The sequence below is a fragment of the Brevibacillus sp. MCWH genome (genome assembly GCF_013096935.1).
Classification (GTDB): domain Bacteria; phylum Bacillota; class Bacilli; order Brevibacillales; family Brevibacillaceae; genus Brevibacillus; species Brevibacillus aydinogluensis.
In genome coordinates this window covers 96845-115793 of the sequence record NZ_SDLF01000002.1, presented here as the reverse complement: position 1 = coordinate 115793, position 18949 = coordinate 96845, and the positions used below count along the sequence as shown (strand labels likewise).

Below are 18949 nucleotides of genomic sequence, written 5' to 3'. Positions count from 1 at the left end.
GTCATGCTCCCCCTCCGGCAGATGATTCGGAGGGGGTGTTTTTGTTGTCAGTTACGTCAGTGAATGGCGCCGCTTGTCGTGAATCAGCTTGTCCTTCAACGCCCGCAAGCGGTCGGACAGGGCGACAGGGTATACTTCCGGGTTGTCGAGGCGGAGGTATTCTTCCCAGAACGTGCTTTTCTGCTTGCGGTGGAAGTCCCTTATCTCGTCCAACGTGGGCTTCTGATAGACAAGCTGACCGTTTCGGAAAATGGGGCGAAGCAATTCCACTGCCGTAAAGTCGACGACCCGCTTGCTTTTGAGCGGATTGGTCGGGTGCTTCAGAACGATTTCGGTAAGGTTGTCCAGCGTCTCTTCCTGCAGACAGATGTAATCGCCTTTGGCCATGCCGTTTCGATCGTAGAGGCGGTACACTTTTTTCAGCCCGGGGTTGATGATTTTGTCCAGGTTCTCCGAGATTTTGATCAGCGCGATCCATTCCCGCTCGGTTTTGCGGGCGACGATCTTGTGCACACCGCCAAGGGCGGGGCTGTCATAGGCTGTAATGAACTTCGTGCCGATGCCCCACACGTCGATTTTGGCCCCCTGCAGCTTGAGCGAAGCGATCGTGTACTCGTCCAGGTCGCTGGAAGCGGCAATTTTTACGTACGACAGGCCGGCGTTGTCCAGCATCTCCCGTGCCCGCTTGGACAGGTAGGCCAAATCGCCGCTGTCAAGCCGGATGCCGTTCAGCCTGTGTCCGTGTTCTTCCATGATCTTGGCCGTCTTGATCGCGTTGGGGATGCCGCTACCCAGCACGTCAAAGGTGTCGACCAACAGGATTGACTTCGCCGGAAAGACCTCGGCAAAGGCGAGAAACGCGTCCAGCTCGCTGGGGAAAAACTGGACGAACAGGTGGGCGTGCGTTCCCGTTGTGGGCACGCCGTACTTTTTGCCTGCTTTCAGATTGGACGTAAAGTGAAAGCCGGCGATGTAGGCGGCTCGTGCCCCCTGGACGGAAGCGTCCCGCCCCTGGGCGCGGCGTTTGCCCATTTCGATCACGGTCTGCCCGTCCGTCGCCGTGATGATGCGGGCCCCTTTGGTCATCAGCAGCGACTCGCTGTTGATGGTATTCAGCAGCTGCGCTTCAATCCAGATGCATTCGATCACGGGGGCGATGATCCGGATGTAGGGGGTGTTGGGGAAGACGATCTGGCCTTCTTCCATGGCATCCAGATGGCCGGTGAAGCGCAGGTTTCGCAGCTCTTCGAGAAAGTCCTCGTCGTACAGGTTTTTGGAGCGCAGGTAGGCGATGTCCGATTCGTTGAAGTACAGGTTTTGGAGAATGTCAATCAACTGCTCCAAGCCGCCGAATGCCACGTACCCGCCCAGCTCGCCCTGGTAATCCCCTGTCGGTTTGACGAAGGGTGCCTTGCGGTAAAAGTCGTCAAATACCACTTCGGTTTTGTGCAGCCCTTTCTTGTACAGCGCGTACATCATGCTGAGCGCGTACTCGTCCGCGTCGAGGGCGTAATCCCGGGACGGATCGTAGTAGGGCAGCACTTCAAACGACCGGGTCTCATCGCAAGCCGCGCATTTCTGCGGTTGATCGGTCGTGCGGAAATTGGGCTGGCCGCACGTTTGGCAAATGTGGACAAAGCGGTAGATTTTCGGGTCAATTACGTCAAAAAGCGTCTTGTAGGGTGTCATCTAGGCGTCTCCTTATCACAAATCGGCCAAAACCTGGAGGCCGAGCTGATTTTTGAAGTGGTTCAAGGCCCATTCGTGACCGGCCGGGTTAAAGCTGGCGACGGCATCGGCGTGAATCACGACCGTAAACCCGCGGTAAAAGCCGTCGATCGCCGTGTGCAGCACGCAGATGTCCGTGCAGACGCCGGTAAGGTGGATTTCGCGAATGCCCCGAGCGTGCAGCTGCAGGGCGAGATCGGTCCCCTGAAATGCGCTGTAGCGGGTTTTGTCCATCCAGGTAATGCGTCCGGCATGCCGTTCGTACACGTCCTGCACCTTTCCGTACAGCCGTCGCCCCTCGGTGCCGATGATGTTGTGCGGAGGATACAGCGGCGTTTCCGGGTGGTACGGGTCGTCCTTCTGGTGGGCGTCCACCGCCATGACGACGTAGTGGCCGTCGCGCACGAACTGCTCGGTCAGCTCCGCGATCCGCTGTTCGATCCGCTGGGCCGGTTCCCCGCAGGTCAGCGCTCCGTCGGCTGCCACGAAATCGTTCGTATAGTCAATCACTATCAAGGCGTTCATCGCTATCCCCCCGAAAGAATCAATAGACCGCGGCGTTTGCCAGCCGGCCATAACGATGCCAAGTCGTGACTGTCGTTACGGAAGTTGGCTTCATCTTACCTGGTAAACATACCCACGTCAATATGACGCCATGCAGGCATGTATTTTATGTGAAAATATTGACGATTCAGCCAATAGGGCGTTACCATTCGGGGTACATTCACTATTTGTCTTTGAGGAAAGGGAGGATGCAGATGGCGCAAACGGCTGTATCGCCGAAGACGGGCACCAAAGCGTTGGTCGCCAGTCTGATCGGCAGCTCCATCGAGTGGTTTGACTACTTTCTCTACGGGACGGTAGCATCACTGGCATTTGGCAAGCTGTTTTTCCCCAATACGGACCCTGTGGTGGGACTGCTGCTCTCCTACCTGTCGTTTTCCTTGACGTTTTTCATTCGTCCGTTGGGAGGCCTCATCTTCAGTCATATCGGCGACAAGGTCGGACGAAAAAAGACGCTGGTGTTGACGCTTTCGCTGATGGGGACGGCGACGGTCCTGATCGGCCTTTTGCCTGGATACGACACGATTGGCGTGTGGGCCCCGATCCTGCTGTTCATCCTTCGTCTGGTGCAGGGGCTGGGGATTGGCGGCGAGTGGGGCGGCGCCCTGCTCCTGGCTGTAGAATACGCACGAAACGACCAACGCGGCTTCTACGGCAGCATTCCCCAGATGGGCGTGACCATCGGCATGCTGCTCGGCACGTTATCCATGTCGCTCATGAGCCTGCTGCCGGAAGAACAGTTCCTGGCGTGGGGCTGGCGGGTGCCGTTTGTCCTCAGTGCCGTGCTCGTCTTCCTCGGCCTGTGGATTCGCAGCGGCATCGACGAGACGCCTGCGTTTCGTGCCGCGCAGCAAAGCGGCAGCATTGCCAAAGTGCCGCTGGCGGACACGCTCCGCTACCACTGGAAGTCCGTTCTGATCGCCATTGGGGCCAAAGTGGTGGAGACCGGACCGTTCTACATTTTCTCAACGTTTGTGATCGCCTACGCGACGAAGTACCTCGACTACGACCAGGTGACGGCGCTGAACGCGGTGACGATCGCCACGCTGGTGGCCACCATCGCGATTCCGTTTATGGGCAAATGGTCGGATAGGGCCGGACGCAAACCGCTCTACATCGGCGGCACCGTGGCGATCATGCTGTTTGCGTTTCCATACTTTTATCTGCTTTCGCTCAAGTCGGCGTTTTGGCTGACGGCGGCCACGGTGATCGGACTGGGCATCCTCTGGGCGCCGGTGACGGCTGTTCTGGGAACGCTGTTTTCCGAGATTTTCAGGACAGAGGTGCGCTACACCGGTGTGTCCCTCGGCTATCAGATAGGGGCAGCCATCGCTGGCGGGACCGCTCCGCTGATTGCTACTTGGCTGCTTGACGTGTTTGCCAACTCGTGGGTACCGGTCGCTTTGTACATCATCTTGACCGGGTTGATTTCGCTCGTCGCCATCGGAGCAGCGAAGGAGACGAAAGCAGCAGACTTGGGAGCGGACAAGTAAGAAAATGGAGGAATGGTCATGCTGGTACTGTCCCAGGAAGAGATACGCGAGCTGTACACGATGGAAGAATGCCTGCGGGACGTGGAAATGGCGTTTCGGCACGAGGCGGCGGGCGGCACGGTCACACCGGTTCGTACCGCGATCGCCCACGAAAAGCGGGGAGCGGTGACGCTGTACATGCCGTCGTTCGTGGAGGCGATCGAATACACGGCGGTGAAAGTGGTCAGCATCTTTCCGCAAAATGTGGAAAAAGGGCTGCCGTCCCTGCAGGGGGTCACGCTGCTGACGGAAGCAAAAAGCGGACGGCATGTGGCGCTGATGGATGCCACCTGGCTGACTGTTCTGCGTACCGGCGCGAGCAGCGGTGTGGCGACCAGGCTGCTGGCGCGCCCGGATGCCCGAAGCTGCGCTGTGTTGGGGTGCGGTGCCCAGGCGCTGGGGCAGGTGCAGGCGATCATGGCGGTGCGCCCGATCGAGCGGTTTTGGCTGTACAACCGGACGCGGGCACGCGCGGAGCAGCTCGCCGACCGGATATACGCGCTCTACCCGGAGTGGAAGGGAAGCATCACAAGTGTCGACGACGCTGACGCAGCCGTGTCTGCCGCCGACATCGTGGTGTTGAGCACCAAGGCGACCGAGCTGCTGTTTGACGGCAGCATCCTGCGCCCCGGTACCCACATCAACGCGATCGGCGCCTATCAGCCGCACATGCAGGAATTTGACGCGGTTACGTTGAACCGCTGCAGGAAAGTGGTGGTGGACACCAAGGAAGGGGCCCTGCACGAAGCGGGCGATCTGATCAAGCCGATTCAGCAGGGGGAGTGGTCGATCGACCGGCTGTATGGCGAAATCGGTGAACTGATCACCGGCCAAAAACCGGGGCGGGAGACAGACGAGGAAATCACCCTGTACAAATCGGTGGGGATTGCCTTCCTGGATACGATGGTGGCTTGCGCCGTCTACGAAAAGGCAAAGCGTCTGGGAGCAGGTACGACCGTGACGCTGTAGGAGCAATCCGCCGGCACGGAGGTGTGCGTCCGGGCAGCACGCTGCGCGCGCATATTCACGCTGCTGGATGTGCGGAAACGATATCGGAAAGGCGGGAGTACATGGAACTTGCGTTTGATCATCTGGTACACTTTCTTCGCCGCCCACCCATCGAGGCGGCGGAGCACATGCAAACCAAAGGATTTCACGCGCTGGCGGGCGGCCGGCACGAGGCCTGGGGGACTTGCAACAGCCTCATCTACTTCGATCTTGCCTATGTGGAATTTCTCGCTGTGGAGTACCCGCAGGTGGCTGAGCGGTCTGACAATCCCCTGGTCCGGCAGTTGGTGAAGGACGCGGCAGTGGGCGAGGGCATGGGGCAAATTGCCCTGCGGACGCGCGAAATTACACGTTGGGCGGAGCATTTTCACGAGCGCGGGATGAACGTAATCGGTCCGCTGCCGGGCAGCAGGATGCGGGACGACGGCACGGTGATCCGCTGGCAGATGTTGTTTGCGGAGCCGCCGGAGGAGAGGGGGCGTATGCCGTTTCTGATCCAGTGGGAACAGAGCGACGACGAGCGGCGGGACGATCTCACCCGCCGTGGTGTGATAGCTTCGCATCCCAATGGAGCGCATGCCCTCACGAGCGTCTGCGTGGCGGCGCACGACGCGGACGAAGCGGCGGAACGCTGGCAGCGGTGGTTTGGCCTGCAGGCCGCGGACGCATTTGTCGATGAAGCGCTGAACGCCCGCTGCCGGACTTTGCCGTTTTTCGGCGGGGGTGTCGTGCTGTGCCAGCCGTTGGGGGAGGGATTGGCCCGTGACGCGCTGCTGACCCGCGGAGAGATGCCGTTTGTGGTCCGCTTTGCCGGTCGAGGCCAAGCGATGCACCACGAACTGTACGGCGGATGGTATGAGTGGTGAAAGAGCCCAAGCGGCTCTTTTTCTTTTTTAGTAAAATTGAAAAAACAAGAAATCACGTACGTTCATGTTATTATGTGTGTAGATTGTTAAGTAATTTGTCGGTCAGATAGGGGGAACAACGTGGAGGTACAGCAACGTACGCTGCAAAAAGAAGTGGGGTTGACGTTGGCTACATCGTTGGTGATCGGGACTGTCATCGGCTCGGGCATATTCATGAAGCCGGGCAAGGTGATTGAATACGCCGGTGACTCCACGCTGGCACTGTGGGCGTGGATCGTGGGAGGACTGATCACGCTGGCGAGCGGGTTGACCATCGCCGAGGTGGGCACGCAAATCCCCAAGACAGGGGGGCTGTACGTCTATCTGGAAGAAGTGTACGGAAAGGTGTGGGGCTTTCTCGCTGGATGGGTGCAGTCAGTCATCTACGGCCCGGCGGTAATCGGCGCACTTGGCTTGTATTTTGGTTCGCTGCTCGTCCACCTGTTTGGCTGGGACGGTGCATGGAAACTGCCGATCGCGGTCGGTACGGTGCTCCTGCTGGCCGTGGTCAACAGCCTGGGAACCCGGTACGGGGGCTTCGTCCAAACGGCAGCCACCTTCGGCAAGCTGGTGCCAATCGCGCTGATCGCCGTGTTTGGTATGTGGAAAGGAAACGGACAGATTTGGGGGGCCGACAGCGGCGTGGCCGCCGAGATCAGCTTTGGGGCGGCCGTGTTGGCTACGCTGTGGGCCTACGACGGCTGGATGTTGGTCGGCTTCATGGCCGGAGAGATGAAGAACCCCGCCAAAGTGCTGCCGCGTGCCATCATCGGCGGTCTGCTCGTGGTGACACTGGCGTATCTGTCGGTCAATGCGGCTCTGCTCCATCTGATGCCCGCATCCGAGATTGTGCGCTTGGGGGAAAACGCCGCAGGTGCAGCAGCGTCGCACTTGTTTGGCGAATGGGGCGGCAGGCTGATCAGCGTCGGGATTCTCGTCTCCATCTTTGGCTGCCTCAACGGCAAAATCCTGGCGTTTCCCCGTGTGCCGTTCGCCATGGCAGAGCGCGGCCAGCTTCCTGGCTCCCGCTGGCTCTCCCGCATCCATACCGCCTACGGCACACCGGTAGCCGCCATTTTCTCACAAGCACTGATCGCTGTGATCATGATGGTGGTGAGCAATCCCGACCACTTGTCCGAGCTGGCCATTTTCTCCGTCTACCTGTTTTACATTTTGGCCTTCGTCGCCCTGTTCATCCTGCGCAGACGTCAAGGGGGACAGACACGCGCTTACAGCGTGCCGCTCTATCCGTTCGTGCCGCTGTTCGCCATCGCCGGTTCGCTCTATATCCTTGCGAGCACGCTGCTCACCAATCCGGTGAATACGCTGGCGGCCATTGCCATTACGCTCTTGGGTCTTCCGTTTTTCTGGCGCGGGCAGCGAAAAATGAAGTCCGCCGATGCGAGCCGATGAGCCAACCATTAGCCTGACAAACCGAAAGCGCTCCTTCCCTCCAAACGGTTGGAATCGACCGATTGGAGGGTTTTTTTTTGGGAAAACGAGGGCAAAAAAAGAGCAGTGACCTCGGCGTCAGAGGTTCTGCTCATCGTTGTCAGGTTCTCACTGTCTTTTTGACCAATTGGCGGTACATGTACAGCATCGCCAGTCGCCACGGAACGATCATGCCGTAGGCGAGGACGAAGAACAGTCCCGCTGTTTGCATGATCGTCAGCGAATCGTTTACCCACAGTTTCATGGCAAAGCGGATTATCACCAGGACGACGAGGATGCCGAAAAAGGCTCGGGACCGTTTCAGATAGACGTCCTGGCCGACGATTTCGAAGCGGGATGTGAGGATCAACGGGATGGAAAAAATCATCCCGATGAAAAAGGCGATCACGTCATAGATGAGCGGCGTGGCCGTTTCCGGAAAGTGAAACATCGCAAAACCGGTAGACATGAACAGGGGCGGCAGGATGATGCGCCGCACGGACACCGGCTTTCTGGACCCGCGCATGCGCAGGACGATCACCACTGTCGCCATAAGCAGTGGCAGCAGCATGCCCAGGGCTGTGGACGATAAAATCTGCATGAAAGTAGTCCCTCCTTGGCCCATGATATCTCTAGTGTACACCTTTTTGCAGAAAAAGGGGAAAGCGATTCGCTGTCTTTTCTTAAAGAAGCCCTACGCCGCCGCCGGTTTATCTGTCTCTCGAACGTCCAGCTTGTTTTTGATGCTGTAGGACAGCGTGACCACGCCCGTCAGCAGGGTGGCGGTGGCGATCACCAGCATGTAGCCGGAGATTCCCATAAGGTCGAGGCAGACGCCGGTCGTACCCAGGGCGATCAGGAAAACGCCGCGATCCAGCATGTTGCGGAAAGAGAAGAAACGCCCCTGCTGATGCTCCTCCAGCCGTCGCTGAAACACAGTCGTGGTGACCGGGAAGAAAAAGGCGACGGTCATGCCGAACAGTGCAAACGAGGCCAGCACCATGATCCGGTTTTCCGCGAATGACATTCCGTATTGGGCCAGGGCAAACGAAAACAAGAGGGCAGCGGATACGACGATCAGGTTGCGTCCGCCGATCCAGCGCTTGGCCAGCAGTCCGCCCACCAGAATGCCGGTCCCCTCCACCCCGTAGATCCAGCCCATCATTTCGGGCGCCTGCTGGATTTCGCTGAAGTTAAGCACCAGCAAGTTGATGCCGCCGAGGAACAGCGTGATCAACCCCATGTTCACCAGCCCGACGAGCAGGACCGGATCCTTTTTGGTGATCGTCAGCACTTCACGAAACTCCACCTTCTCCTGCTGTTTGTGGGAGGCGATTGGCGGAATTCGCAGCAGCAAGGTCAACAGCGTCACGATGATGTAGGCAACAACGGACAGCGCGTAGAGCATCCGAAGATCCATCGAGGCGACGAGGACACCGCCGATCGCGGTTCCGCCGATGCGGGACAGCGTGGAAATGTTCAGATAGACGCTGTTCGCCTTGAGCAGTTCCGACGACGGCAGGATCGCGGGCAGCGATGCCTGCAGGGTAGGGAAGTAAAAGGCGGCGGACGCCTGCATGATGATCAGGGAAACGACCATCCACCCGAGCGAGTCGTGGGCGATGGCAGGAAACATGCAGATGGGACTCAGACAGCGAACCAGGCTGGACACCAGCATGATCCGACGCTTGTCGGAGCGGTCGATGACGACGCCTGCCTTGGGTGCCAGCAGGATGCTTACCACCAGGCCGCTCATCAGGATCAGCCCTTTGAGCGCGTCAGACGGGATCAGATGCTGCATGAACTGCAGATTGGCGATTATGGAAATCCACAGCCCCGATCCGGTGATCACTTCCCCGATCATTAACAGGAGAAACGTACGATTTCGCCACAACATGGCAGCCACTCTCCGTTTTAATCAAAATCATTTTATCAATCCGATTCAAACAGTATACCACCTGCCCACTGGTTTGTATATGACTCTGTTGGTTTCAGTTGGGTATGGCTTGCCGGCACTGGGGGGAAGCTAAGGGCATCAGATTGGATTGGGGAGCAAGGAGAATTTTTATGAAGCGGAAACGCTCGCTATTGCTGTTGATCGCCTACGGCTTTATCGCAACGTTGGCTGTTTATTACGGATTGGTGGAAAGGGAGAGTCTGGCTGTCACGTTCGTCTCATTTCACCTGCTGGTCTGCCTCGGCATTCCCCTGCTGCACGGATGGTGGGAAGGGGGATTGCCCGACAGTTGGCGGCGTGCGTGGCTCCCCTTTGACAAGCAGGGGACGGTCTGGGGGCTAGCTGCGGGAGCGTTCATGTTGACGGGAATTCTCGCCGGGATTCGGCTGCTTTTCGCCTCCGGGGTGCAGCCGGAAGAGATCCGCGCCGTGCTGGAACGATGGGGACTCACCTGGCAGGCGCTCTGGTGGTTTTCGCTGTACATGACAGCCGTCAATTCGCTGTTGGAAGAGCTGTTTTGGCGCGGGTTCGTCCTGGAGCGGCTGCTGGCTGCCATGTCCCGCTTCGCTGCTGTACTGCTCAGCAGCTTCTTTTTTTGCCTGTATCATCTGCTCATGGCTACCGTTCTGTTCGGCTGGCGGTGGGGTGTGTGGATTACACTCATGGCGCTGGCCATCGGCGTATTCTGGGGGTGGCTCAAGGGTGTGTTTCCCGCCGTGTACGCCACGTGGTTCAGCCACATGCTGGCCGATTTGGGCATCATTCTCGCATTGGTCTTCTGGGTGTACATGGGCTGAATGTGACGGCGGGATTTAGCGCGATTGCCCGTTTTGTTTGTGCCGGTCCCGAAGCGAGAGCTGGCGGGCCCGCTCGGCGATGACGGCGCTGCGGTCGCGCAAGGTGTGCTTGTGCAGCAGATACCTGTTGGCCATGTCGCTTGGCCGATCACATGGCAATCCCCGTTCCGCACACATCTGTTGCACGCGCAGGCGCAAGTTTGGATCAGCAATCGGCAGTGAGATGCTGCGGTACGGAGCGCCCGCCTCCATCTCGGTGACGACGTCGTGGAGAAGGTGAAGCAGGGTGGCGGGTTCCAGACCGAGACGGCCGATTGCTTCCTGCTGCTGCTCCAGGATGCGCAGGGCGCTGTTCATCATTTTGACGGCGCCGGCCTGATTCCCCCTGCGGTGGTGGTACAGCCCGACGGCGATCTGAATCAGCCCGACCCAGACGGGGCTGCGCTGTCCGGCCTCACTTTTCCAGTACTCTTCCAAAATTTCGTGACATTCGAAGTAGTCCCGTTCGGCGTGGAACTGGACCAGGTATTCCAGATAGGGGTGCGGGTACATGACAAGCTCCTCGCTCTTTTGTTTTCCGATTCAACCATGTACTATTATAAAGGAAAACGCAAGCAGAAAACGAGGTGCAGGTTAGAAGATGACCAAAGAGGAAATTCTCTCCATTCTGCAGGAAAGAGATATGACGGAAGTAATCGAATTGATTGAGGATGCCGAATCGGGCGATCTGGAAGAGCTGGAACTGGTGGAGAGCCTGGGCCTGCTGCGGGACGAGGAGCTGAACCGGGAAGTGCTGCAGCTCCTGGAAAGCCTGGGGGTTACGATCATCTACCTGAAAGGCGATGAAGAGGACGCCGAGGACGAAGACGAGTAACACGCGACCGCCCCTGCTCGCGGGGGTGGTTTTTGCCCGGGCAAAAGGGAATGACTGGCTCCGCCCATTGCGGAGCCGCATGTTCCCTTTGTCCGTGGATAGCGGTTACTTTTGCGTCCAGACGCGGTTCTTGTTGCGGGTCGGGGGAAACTTGTCCCCTTTGCCCAGCTCGATGATCATCGGGTTCTGCACGCTGGCGCCGGTTTCCCCGATTTCCATGTAGACCGCGTTTTTCGGAGACTTGTCGCCTTCACGAAAACGGCTGCGCTCGCCCATCTGGGTCACCCCGCTTTCTTCTCATGTTGTGTCCCGTTTAGTATCTCCCCAAGGGACTGGCTCAACCCTTGTGCCGCTATTGACGATAGATTCAGAATTGATTTACGATAGGAGCACCACAGATCCGGGGGGTTGTATCGTGCATCGTCTGTCTCTGCAAAAAGATTCCAACATCTCGTACCACGAACAACTGTATCAGCAAATTGCCGCCTTCATCCGCAGCGGGGAACTTCCGCCGCAATCACAGCTTCCGACTGTACGGCAATTGGCTGCCCATCTCAAGGTGAACTACAACACGGTGCGCAGTGTCTACCTGCGCTTGCAGCAGGAGGGATTGGTCGACTCCCGGCAGGGACGGGGAACGATCGTCAGCAGCGTGGTAAACGACCCCCTGTTGACCCGCAACCCCGCCCACCTGGCGCTATTGGCCAAGGAAACGCTGCACAAGGTAAAGGCAATGGGATATTCGATGGACGAGTTTACGCGCGTCTTGTCCGCTGTCATGCAGGAGATCAATCAGTCCCCCGTGCTGTTTCTCCGCTTTACGGAACTGGAGCTGGCCGAGTATCTGCGGCTGGTGCAGTATCACCTGCCGAGCGCGATGGTGGAAGGTCGCACGTTTGACGAGTTTTGGGAGCGGCTGGAAGAGGACGCCGGCTTTTTGCAGCAGTACAAGGCAATTGTCACCCATCCCAGCGTTACCCTCAAAATAAAGCAGGCGCTCCCGCGGGAAGCGCCTCCGGTGGTCAGCCTGGATTTCATCCCCGACCCGACCATCGTCATTCCCGCCCTGGAAGCGTACCCCCGCCACACCAAGGTGGGCCTGATCTGCGCCACCATCCGGGGAGCGGAAGGCATGATCGACGACTTGTACAACGCCGGAATCACGCATCTGGACCTGCGGACAATCGAGGCCAACCACCCTGACGTGTTTGAGCTGATTGCCAACTGCGACGTGGTCTACATCTCCAAACCGGGTTACATGACTCGGCCCCATCTGTTAACCTTGCCCAAGGTAAAGGAGTTTCAGGAAATCCCCGATCATCACGGAATCAACGAACTGCGGAAGATTGTCACGCAGTAATGCCCGCATGGTTATCCGTTTATTTCTGTACAGTTTAGACAAGTGTACCATGCCAATGCCACCCCTATGACATAGCATGTAACTGTACCAACTCTGAGGGGGTGAGCTCATGAGCTGCGGATGCCATAAGTCTCACGGGCACAAATGCCACTACAAAAAATGCTGTAAGAAGAAGTACTACAAGAAAAAATGCTACTACAAACCGGTCTACAAGTACGATTGCTATCACTATCGGAAAGAGCGCTACGGAAAAGGATGCGACTCGTACGGTTCCTCGTCCTGGTATGACAGCCATGACAGCTACTACTAATACGGAAAAAAGCTACGGAAAAAAGCGCCTCTTGGGGAGGCGCTTTTTTCTCTCCGCAAGTTTTCGGAAGGTCTGCCGTACATTTGAAAGTGAAGGAACAAACAAGGGGGTGCTATGCATGAATCAGGAACGGCCCGGCAAACAGGAGCGGATGTGGGCGGTCGCTGCGCATCTCTCTGCCTTTGCCGGATTTGTCATTCCGCTGGGGAACGTGCTGGGGCCGCTGATTGTCTGGCTGCTCAAGCGGGAAGAGGGAGCGTTTGTCGACAGCCAAGGGAAAGAGGCACTCAACTTTGGCATCAGTGTCACGATATACGGGGCGATCAGTACGCTGCTGATTTTTCTGTTTGTTGGCGTCCTGCTCTTGTTCGCCCTGTTCGTCTTTTGGGTGGTGGTCGTCATCATGGCGGCGATCAGAGCCAATGACGGCATACCCTATCGCTATCCGCTCACACTGCGCTTTATCACCTGACAACAGCCGTTCGATATTTGAACGGCTGTATTTGTGTTGGCATTTTTCTGACAATGAAGGAATGCGGCCCGCCCATCACGAAATACCAAAACATGGACAAGGGTGGAAAGGGGTGGAAACCGCATGTTGACAGGGATCACGGTCGTCGATTTTTCACGTCATCTCCCCGGGCCGTATTGCACAATGAGGCTGGCCGACCTGGGGGCAGAAGTGATCAAGGTGGAAGCCCATCCCGGGGGAGATCCCGGCCGTTCGCTGGGGCCGCGGGTCAAAGAGACGGGGGCGTTGTTTTTAAGCTCCAATCGCAACAAGCGGAGCGTCGCGCTGAACCTGCATACCGAAGCGGGCAGAGCCTTGGCGTTTGACCTGGCCAGCCGTGCTGACGTGGTGGTGGAGAGCTTCCGTCCGGGCGTGATGCGCCACCTCGGTCTGGACTACGACAGCCTGTCTGCTGTCCATCCTTCGCTGGTGTATTGCTCGGTTACCGGATACGGCCAGACGGGGGACATGCACCAGTTGGGCGGCCACGACCTCAACTACCAGGCGATCAGCGGGCTGCTGTCAGCGATTCGCGACAGCGAAGGCAGGCCGGTCCCCCCGGAAGTGCCAATCGCCGATTACGCTGTGGGCCTGTACGCAGCCGAGCAAATTTGTGCAGCGCTGGTTCGGCAATGTCGACACGGACAGGGCGCTTACCTCGACGTCGCTGCAGTGGACGTGCTCTCCTCCTGGATGGGACTGCATGCCCTGCTCGCCCATGACGGGCAGGCGAGAGCGATGGGCCAATTTCTGAAGGGCATGCTGGCATACCAGGTGTACGAGAGCGCGGATGGCAAGTACGTCACGCTGGCGGCGCTGGAGGAGAAGTTCTGGCACAACTTCTGCCGGGCGGTTGGACGGGAAGACTGGGAGACCCTGCACGGCGCGTTGATCGCTGACCACCCGGACGTTTACGAGGAAATGAAAGCCCTGTTTTTATCACGGACGCAGGCAGAGTGGAGCGAACTGGGGAGTGAAGTGGACTGCTGCCTGACCGCGGTGGAAGAGATGGACACCTGGAGCGGCAGTGCGTATGTCGCCAGCCGGGAAGTCGCCTTTACCCTGCCGTACGGAACCGATGGAGAGACGCTGCAGGTGCGCGTGGAACGATCCCGCCCGCTGGACGGCATGACGCCTCCTCCGCGCTGCGGGGAAGACACCCGTGACGTGTTGAAAACCAAGCTGAACCTGACGGATGACGAATTGACCCGCTTGGAACAGGAAGGCGTCATCCCGCAGCGTATGCTGTAAAGAAAGGAGCAGACACTGATGGAACACGGACAAGACATGCCGATCCTAACCGACCTGCGGGAGGGCATCTGGACAATTACGCTCAATCGGCCGCGGGTACTGAATGCGCTGACGCTGGAGATGTTTTCACTGCTACAGGAGGCGATCGCACGGGCTGCCGCTGAACCGGCTGTCGAAGTGGTGCTTCTGCGCGGCGCCGGTGGCAACTTCTGCTCGGGGGCCGATTTAAGCATACTGGGAGCGCTGCGTGACCCCGCCCAGGCGGACGAGTCACTGACGGTGATCAACGCGTTTTTGACGCAGCTGCATCACATGCCCAAACCGGTAATCGCCCTGGTCGAAGGGGCGGCAGTAGGGGCGGGCCTCAATCTGGCGCTTCATGCTGACTTTGTCATCGCAGCCCGGGACGCGGTGCTGCAGGAGCCGTTTGTTCAGATCGGCCTGACCACGGATTTCGGCGGCACCTATCTGCTGCCGCGCCTGGTTGGCATGGCCCAGGCCAAGCGTTTGGCTCTGCTCGGTGAAAAAATCTCCGGCAGCGAAGCGGAGCGGATCGGCTTGATCTACAAGGCCGTGGATGCAGCCGAGATCGAGCAGGAGGCGCAGCAGTTGATCAGTGCCCTTCGCCGGCTGCCCCGTCATGCGCTGGCCGTCACCAAAGCGGGTTTGACCGCTTGCCTGGAGAAGAATCTGGAGCAGTCGCTGGCCTGGGAGAAGGAGCAGCAGCCTAAGTTGATCATGCATCCCGCCTTTGAATCGCTGGTACAGGCCAAACGGAAGCGCATGTGAAATAACGCCGAAGCCACGGTGTTTCAGACTGAAGACAAAATGTACTCTGTTATCAATGAGATTCCGCAAGGAAACGTTTCCATAATTGTCAGGCCGGAAGGCCTGCATATTGATCAACCGAAGGTGGAGATAAAGTCGGGCATGGAGTGATGGGCCAGGCGAGCTCCTTTGACGACCTGCTCAGCGGAAAAGCGCAGACGCGGGGAAAAACAGGGGGCACAAGTCTCCCTTCATTGAAATACCCAGATGTTTGCCCCCTGCCCGCGTCGCGTTTTGGAGCGGACGTGATCTACTTCTTTGCTGGTCGTCAAGAGAGTGAGCGGGCCCGATCACCCATGCGCCACAGACTTTGTCTACACACTGAAACGCCGAAGCCACGGCGTTTTTTTCGTCAGGGAAGCGGAATTTTCAGTTCGTGCCGACGGGCACCCGTGTGCGCAATTTCTTCAAACAATATCAAGGTAAGCGGCTGCTTGCTGCCGGGCAGGTTCAGGTTGAGTTCATACGAGCCCCATGACAGGCCGCCGCGGCTGGCGGAGACGAAACTGTTGATCAGGGTGGTAGCCCCGTCCGTGACCACGTAGCGGACATTGCCTTCCAGGACGCGGGCTTGTCCCTTGACGACGTATTGGCTGATGTCGGTCTTGCTGACCGTGACATTGCGGAACGCTTCGTTGCCGTACCCCTGTTGGCTCTTTGACGCTGGCGGAATGCCGGCGGCACCGGCAGCCGGGGGCAGCGCTGAGACGCATACCAGCCAGCAGACGATCACCCACGCACAAAACACGTTCTTTTTCATTGCGGGTTGCCTCCAAACGGGTAAATTTTTTTGTAGCATGGCCTGTTTGTCCCGTTCCTATCCGGTTGAAGCCGGAGCTTGTCAAGAAATCTTTTGGTCCCGGCTACACAACCGCAAGAACGTGTGAACAGCGCAACCAAGTCTAGCGGAAAATATGCTGCAGGTGAGAGAATATCCATTGAGAACGGAAGCCATCTGTGGTAGAGTAAGAAGTGTAAAGATCCTGCGATGTACGTGAGGCCATAAATGTTTCTAACCTTATGAGTGTTTCTAGGGAGACAGAACTTCGCGCCGTATGTCAGGCCCACCTCCCGGCCTGGGACGCATGGGAAGGCAGAAACGCGGACGGGTCACCCACCTGTGTGAGAGCAGGTTACAGAAACATGAGGCCGGACGGCAGAGCGGGGGTTTTTTAAAAATAAAAAGACAAGCTGGACATAGAAGATTCAACCACGAAAAAACCTGGGACGTTATCGTTCCAGGTTTTTTGCGCGATCTGCCGGTCCTGTGGCGATCGAACTCAGTGCCGTACGCCGGAGATGCCTGTCTCCTTCTGATTCTGCTGTTGGTCTCCCCGGCTGACGATGGTCAGTGACTGTTCCAGATCACGGGTGTGCTTGGCGTCGTGAAGAATCTGATACATCTGCAAAAAGTTTGCTTTTTGCCCCTCCGGAATGCCCTTGATCCGGACGGTCATTTCCTGCGGACCGCTCTGCTGATTTCCGGATTGCCCCTGCTGATCCTGTTCAGCAGTCTGGTCACCCAGGAAATCGAGAAACAGGGAGTCGTTATCGTTGTCCTGACTGGATTGGCTCTCCTGGCCACGCTGATTACGCTGATCCTGTTGTTCCTTGTTTTCGCCGCTGTTTTGATCCGGTACAAACAGAACGTTAAACTCGTTCAAATCTGTCTGGATGATGCCGATGACGTCCATCCCGATCCTCCTTTGCATGTAATGGTAGGGTGTCAGCCGGGGTGCTTGGTGTGATGGACCCCATGTCGCTGCAAATAGTCATGATAAAAGTATTCGGCAATGGAAATGGCAAAGGCCGTCAAAAACAGGCCGGACAGGCGAAAAGGCTGCGCAAACACAGACGCGGCCAGCCAGAACAGGGCAAATACCATCCCGAAATCTGCCGTGCTGGCAAACGTATTGTTGGTCCGTGGCAGAATGAAGGCATCGCCCAGCCCGTAGGCCACCAGGCTGACGACTGCGCTGGTAACCAGCGCAAACGAAAGCGACGTTCCCGACCACAGCAGCCCAGGCACTGCGATGATGCCGTTTACCAAGAGCTTGAGCAGGATGTTCAAGCACGAACCCTCCTTTCATGCTCTTAGTATGAACCTACCTAGTCTCGCTATGCGCCGCGCGGTTGTTCGCCTTCAGCCGGCGAACCAGCGCTTCATCGGGAGTGACGTACAGCGTCCGCTGCTGTTCGTAGATGACGAAACCGGGCTTGGCTCCGCTCGGTTTTTTTACGTATTTGACCAGCGTGTAGTCGACCGGCACCTGGTTGCCGTGTTGCGCCTTGCTGTAATACGCGGCGAGGACGGCCGCTTCCCGCAGGGTTTGTTCCGAGACCTGGCGGGAGCGGATGACGACGTGGGAACCGGGGATATCCTTGGTGTGCAGCCACGTGTCGTAAGGCGCGGCCAGCTTGTTGGTCAGGTAGTCGTTTTGCTTGTTGTTCTTGCCCACGAGAATCTCCGTGCCGTCGCTCGACGTGTAGGCGTCCAGTTCGGGACGGACGTCCTTTTTCTTTTTGTTTGTCCGTTTCTGCCGGCTGCGCACATACCCTTGTTCCGCCAGTTCTTCACGGATTTCTTCCGCTTCCTGCAGGGAGGCGTGCTCCAACTGGACGAGCAGGCCGTCCAGATAGACGATCTCTTCGCGCGCCTGCCGGATTTGTTCTTCCACGATCTGCAGGCTGTTTTTCGCCTTGTTGTAGCGCTTGTAGTAGGCCTGCAAATTTTCGGACGGCGTCTTCAACGGGTCGAGCGGAATGGTCACGGTGCTGCCCGCTTCGTCGTACCAGTTGACCGCCTCCAGGACGGTATCGCCCCGTTTGAGCTGGTGCATGTGGGCGGTGATCAGTTCACCGTACAGCCGGAAAATCTCCGCGTCTTTCGCTTCGGCCAAGGTCTGCTCCAGCTTTTCGATTTTCTTCTCGTTTTTGTTCCGTTCGCTGGTGACGAAGCGGATCAGGTCGTGCACTTTTTGCTTGACCGTGTCCCGCTGTGCCTTGACGGCGTAATACGCCTGCAGGCATTCGCTTGCAGTGGAAAAGGAAGTTGTGGCGGCGTCCGTCAGATGGGTCAGTTCCACCACGTGAAACTGTGTTTTCTCCCGGCTTTCCGCGATCATCGGCGCATACCGGTGCTGTCTGACCGCTTCCATCACGGATGCAAAGGCGTGCCACATCGCTTCCCGCGTCGGCAGGCCCGCTCGGTGGACAATCTCTTTGGCCAACAAGGGACTGATCCCGGTGAAAGCGTCCACCAACTGCCGGTCCAAGCGACCGCCATTCCAGTTGATCGCCGTGATGAACGCCTGTTCTGTCACGGCTAGCGGGTCCCGCTTCTCCTGGCTGGGCGGGGAGACGTAGGGACGGCCGGGCAGAACCTGCCGGTATTGGCTGATCGCCGGGGTCACGTGCACGGCGCTGTCCAGGATGGTGTTGCTGGATGGGTCGAGCAGGATGATGTTGCTGTGCTTGCCCATGATTTCCATGACAATCCGCCGCCGCGCCGTGTCGCCCAGTTCGTCGCGGGTGCGGATATCAATGTGCACGATCCGCTCCATGTCCACCTGTTCGATTGCCTCGATCAGGCCGCCTTCGCAGTGCTTGCGCAGCAGCATGCAAAACATCGGGGCTTCCTGCGGATTGGTAAACTCCTCAGTCGTCACATGCAGCCGGGGATAGGTGGGGTTGGCGGAAAGCAGCAGCTTCACCGTCTCCCCCTGTGCCCGAATCTGCATGACAATATCGCTGTGATGGGGCTGATGGATTTTGGCGATCCGTCCGCCCGCCAGTTTTTGCAATTCCCGCACGACCGCACGGGTCACGATTCCGTCAAATGCCACAAGTGCTCACCTCACGTGTGCAGCAATCCTGCACGTATCCACGATTCG

21 protein-coding genes and 1 other RNA gene are annotated in these 18949 nt (G+C 58.0%); 12 read left to right on the top strand and 10 right to left on the bottom strand.

Features of this window, described 5'->3' with window-relative positions; all coding sequences use genetic code 11:
- Positions 1-51 precede the first annotated feature (51 nt).
- A complete protein-coding gene (locus ETC00_RS02135) occupies positions 52-1689 on the bottom strand; it encodes a nicotinate phosphoribosyltransferase (protein WP_171564315.1) in 1638 nt (545 codons plus the stop codon).
- A 15-nt stretch (positions 1690-1704) separates the two neighbouring features.
- The gene (locus ETC00_RS02130; RefSeq protein ID WP_171564314.1) at positions 1705-2253 is read right to left on the bottom strand and encodes a cysteine hydrolase family protein; all 549 of its coding nucleotides are present in this window, start codon (positions 2251-2253) and stop codon (positions 1705-1707) included.
- 227 nt (positions 2254-2480) lie between these two features.
- Here ETC00_RS02130 and ETC00_RS02125 point away from each other — a divergent pair, with 227 nt between their 5' ends.
- The 4 genes from ETC00_RS02125 to ETC00_RS02110 all read left to right on the top strand — a co-directional run bounded on the left by ETC00_RS02125 (position 2481) and on the right by ETC00_RS02110 (position 7150).
- Positions 2481-3785, top strand: a complete 1305-nt coding sequence (locus ETC00_RS02125; protein WP_171564313.1) for an MFS transporter — start codon at positions 2481-2483, stop codon at positions 3783-3785.
- Between the two features lie 18 nt (positions 3786-3803).
- Positions 3804-4793, top strand: coding sequence for an ornithine cyclodeaminase family protein (locus ETC00_RS02120; RefSeq protein ID WP_171564312.1), 990 nt, complete (start codon positions 3804-3806; stop codon positions 4791-4793).
- 101 nt (positions 4794-4894) lie between these two features.
- Positions 4895-5698, top strand: coding sequence for a VOC family protein (locus tag ETC00_RS02115; RefSeq protein ID WP_171564311.1), 804 nt, complete (start codon positions 4895-4897; stop codon positions 5696-5698).
- A gap of 120 nt (positions 5699-5818) precedes the next feature.
- Positions 5819-7150, top strand: a complete 1332-nt coding sequence (locus ETC00_RS02110; RefSeq protein WP_171564310.1) for an APC family permease — start codon at positions 5819-5821, stop codon at positions 7148-7150.
- A gap of 139 nt (positions 7151-7289) precedes the next feature.
- On the opposite strand, the gene ETC00_RS02105 is transcribed toward ETC00_RS02110, so the two are convergent.
- Positions 7290-7769 carry a CcdC family protein gene (locus ETC00_RS02105; RefSeq protein ID WP_171564309.1) on the bottom strand — a complete coding sequence of 160 codons (480 nt, stop codon included), beginning with the start codon at positions 7767-7769 and terminating at the stop codon, positions 7290-7292.
- A gap of 93 nt (positions 7770-7862) precedes the next feature.
- The gene (locus ETC00_RS02100) at positions 7863-9065 is read right to left on the bottom strand and encodes an MFS transporter (RefSeq protein ID WP_171564308.1); all 1203 of its coding nucleotides are present in this window, start codon (positions 9063-9065) and stop codon (positions 7863-7865) included.
- Between the two features lie 170 nt (positions 9066-9235).
- Between ETC00_RS02100 and ETC00_RS02095 the strand changes: the two genes are divergently transcribed.
- Positions 9236-9922 (top strand): CPBP family intramembrane glutamic endopeptidase, encoded by a 687-nt coding sequence (locus tag ETC00_RS02095; protein WP_171564307.1) that lies wholly within the window; start codon positions 9236-9238, stop codon positions 9920-9922.
- Positions 9923-9937: 15 nt separating this feature from the next.
- Here ETC00_RS02095 and ETC00_RS02090 read toward each other — a convergent pair whose 3' ends face one another.
- Positions 9938-10474, bottom strand: a complete 537-nt coding sequence (locus tag ETC00_RS02090; RefSeq protein ID WP_171564306.1) for a DUF309 domain-containing protein — start codon at positions 10472-10474, stop codon at positions 9938-9940.
- A gap of 88 nt (positions 10475-10562) precedes the next feature.
- Between ETC00_RS02090 and ETC00_RS02085 the strand changes: the two genes are divergently transcribed.
- Positions 10563-10796: a hypothetical protein gene (locus tag ETC00_RS02085; protein WP_171564305.1), complete on the top strand. Its 234-nt coding sequence runs from the start codon at positions 10563-10565 to the stop codon at positions 10794-10796.
- A 105-nt stretch (positions 10797-10901) separates the two neighbouring features.
- Here ETC00_RS02085 and ETC00_RS02080 read toward each other — a convergent pair whose 3' ends face one another.
- Positions 10902-11072 (bottom strand): YjzC family protein, encoded by a 171-nt coding sequence (locus tag ETC00_RS02080; protein WP_171564507.1) that lies wholly within the window; start codon positions 11070-11072, stop codon positions 10902-10904.
- Positions 11073-11211: 139 nt separating this feature from the next.
- Here ETC00_RS02080 and ETC00_RS02075 point away from each other — a divergent pair, with 139 nt between their 5' ends.
- From ETC00_RS02075 to ETC00_RS02055, 5 genes are all read left to right on the top strand, one after another.
- Positions 11212-12156, top strand: a complete 945-nt coding sequence (locus ETC00_RS02075; RefSeq protein ID WP_171564304.1) for a GntR family transcriptional regulator — start codon at positions 11212-11214, stop codon at positions 12154-12156.
- Between the two features lie 109 nt (positions 12157-12265).
- A complete protein-coding gene (locus ETC00_RS02070) occupies positions 12266-12466 on the top strand; it encodes a hypothetical protein (protein WP_171564303.1) in 201 nt (66 codons plus the stop codon).
- A 118-nt stretch (positions 12467-12584) separates the two neighbouring features.
- Positions 12585-12938 carry a DUF4870 domain-containing protein gene (locus ETC00_RS02065; protein ID WP_171564302.1) on the top strand — a complete coding sequence of 118 codons (354 nt, stop codon included), beginning with the start codon at positions 12585-12587 and terminating at the stop codon, positions 12936-12938.
- Between the two features lie 123 nt (positions 12939-13061).
- Entirely contained in the window at positions 13062-14228 is a 1167-nt protein-coding gene (locus ETC00_RS02060) for a CaiB/BaiF CoA transferase family protein (RefSeq protein WP_171564301.1), read from the top strand.
- An 18-nt stretch (positions 14229-14246) separates the two neighbouring features.
- On the top strand, positions 14247-15017 hold the full coding sequence (locus ETC00_RS02055) for an enoyl-CoA hydratase/isomerase family protein (RefSeq protein ID WP_171564300.1): 771 nt from the start codon (positions 14247-14249) through the stop codon (positions 15015-15017).
- A gap of 391 nt (positions 15018-15408) precedes the next feature.
- Here ETC00_RS02055 and ETC00_RS02050 read toward each other — a convergent pair whose 3' ends face one another.
- Positions 15409-15816 carry a Gmad2 immunoglobulin-like domain-containing protein gene (locus tag ETC00_RS02050; protein ID WP_171564299.1) on the bottom strand — a complete coding sequence of 136 codons (408 nt, stop codon included), beginning with the start codon at positions 15814-15816 and terminating at the stop codon, positions 15409-15411.
- A gap of 217 nt (positions 15817-16033) precedes the next feature.
- Between ETC00_RS02050 and ssrS the strand changes: the two genes are divergently transcribed.
- Positions 16034-16228, top strand: a non-coding RNA gene (gene ssrS / locus ETC00_RS02045) — 6S RNA.
- 108 nt (positions 16229-16336) lie between these two features.
- Here the strand turns inward: ssrS and ETC00_RS02040 are convergent.
- The 3 genes from ETC00_RS02040 to ETC00_RS02030 are packed head-to-tail and all read right to left on the bottom strand — an operon-like array spanning position 16337 to position 18901.
- Complete coding sequence (locus tag ETC00_RS02040; RefSeq protein ID WP_171564298.1) at positions 16337-16750, bottom strand: hypothetical protein; 414 nt, start codon at positions 16748-16750, stop codon at positions 16337-16339.
- A gap of 32 nt (positions 16751-16782) precedes the next feature.
- On the bottom strand, positions 16783-17127 hold the full coding sequence (locus ETC00_RS02035; RefSeq protein ID WP_171564297.1) for a DUF2512 family protein: 345 nt from the start codon (positions 17125-17127) through the stop codon (positions 16783-16785).
- 34 nt (positions 17128-17161) lie between these two features.
- Positions 17162-18901 carry an Rqc2 family fibronectin-binding protein gene (locus ETC00_RS02030; protein ID WP_171564296.1) on the bottom strand — a complete coding sequence of 580 codons (1740 nt, stop codon included), beginning with the start codon at positions 18899-18901 and terminating at the stop codon, positions 17162-17164.
- Positions 18902-18949: the final 48 nt, after the last annotated feature.